Raw genomic sequence first — 1,500 nt, forward strand, 5'->3', positions numbered from 1 at the left:
ACGACATGGCCCCCCTTCTCCCGAAGTTACGGGGGCATTTTGCCGAGTTCCTTAACCATAGTTCACCCGAACGCCTCGGTATTCTCTACCTGACCACCTGAGTCGGTTTAGGGTACGGGCCGCCATGAAACTCGCTAGAGGCTTTTCTCGACAGCATAGGATCATCCACTTCACCACAATCGGCTCGGCATCAGGTCTCAGCCTTATATGTGTGACGGATTTGCCTATCACACGGCCTACACCCTTACCCCGGGACTACCACCGCCCGGGCTGGACTACCTTCCTGCGTCACCCCATCGCTTACCTACTACAAGTCTGGTCCGTCGGCTCCACCACTTTCCTTCACCCGAAGGATCCAGAACGGCTTCACGGACTTAGCATCGCCTGATTCAGTATTGGGCGTTTCAAAGCGGGTACCGGAATATCAACCGGTTGTCCATCGACTACGCCTGTCGGCCTCGCCTTAGGTCCCGACTTACCCTGGGCAGATCAGCTTGACCCAGGAACCCTTAGTCAATCGGCGCACACGTTTCCCACGTGTGTATCGCTACTCATGCCTGCATTCTCACTCGTGAACCGTCCACAACTCGCTTCCGCGGCTGCTTCACCCGGCACACGACGCTCCCCTACCCATCCCAGCCCCCGTTGGGGGTATGTGCTGGAATGACACGACTTCGGCGGTACGCTTGAGCCCCGCTACATTGTCGGCGCGGAATCACTTGACCAGTGAGCTATTACGCACTCTTTCAAGGGTGGCTGCTTCTAAGCCAACCTCCTGGTTGTCTCTGCGACTCCACATCCTTTCCCACTTAGCGTACGCTTAGGGGCCTTAGTCGATGCTCTGGGCTGTTTCCCTCTCGACCATGGAGCTTATCCCCCACAGTCTCACTGCCGCGCTCTCACTTACCGGCATTCGGAGTTTGGCTAAGGTCAGTAACCCGGTAGGGCCCATCGCCTATCCAGTGCTCTACCTCCGGCAAGAAACACACGACGCTGCACCTAAATGCATTTCGGGGAGAACCAGCTATCACGGAGTTTGATTGGCCTTTCACCCCTAACCACAGGTCATCCCCCAGGTTTTCAACCCTGGTGGGTTCGGTCCTCCACGAAGTCTTACCTCCGCTTCAACCTGCCCATGGCTAGATCACTCCGCTTCGGGTCTTGGGCGCGCTACTCAATCGCCCTATTCGGACTCGCTTTCGCTACGGCTTCCCCACACGGGTTAACCTCGCAACACACCGCAAACTCGCAGGCTCATTCTTCAAAAGGCACGCAGTCACGACTGCATGTGCAAGCACATACAGCGACGCTCCCACGGCTTGTAGGCACACGGTTTCAGGTACTATTTCACTCCGCTCCCGCGGTACTTTTCACCATTCCCTCACGGTACTATCCGCTATCGGTCACCAGGGAATATTTAGGCTTAACGGGTGGTCCCGCCAGATTCACACGGGATTTCTCGGGCCCCGTGCTACTTGGGTGTCTCTTAAACGAGCCGTT

1 rRNA gene (running past both ends of the window) is annotated in these 1,500 nt (G+C 56.7%); it reads right to left on the bottom strand.

What is annotated here, in order from left to right:
* Positions 1-1,500, bottom strand: a 23S ribosomal RNA gene (locus ACZ303_RS31745) (it extends past both window edges: 1,272 nt to the left, 629 nt to the right).

Source organism: Streptomyces sp. NPDC023527 (assembly GCF_055560115.1).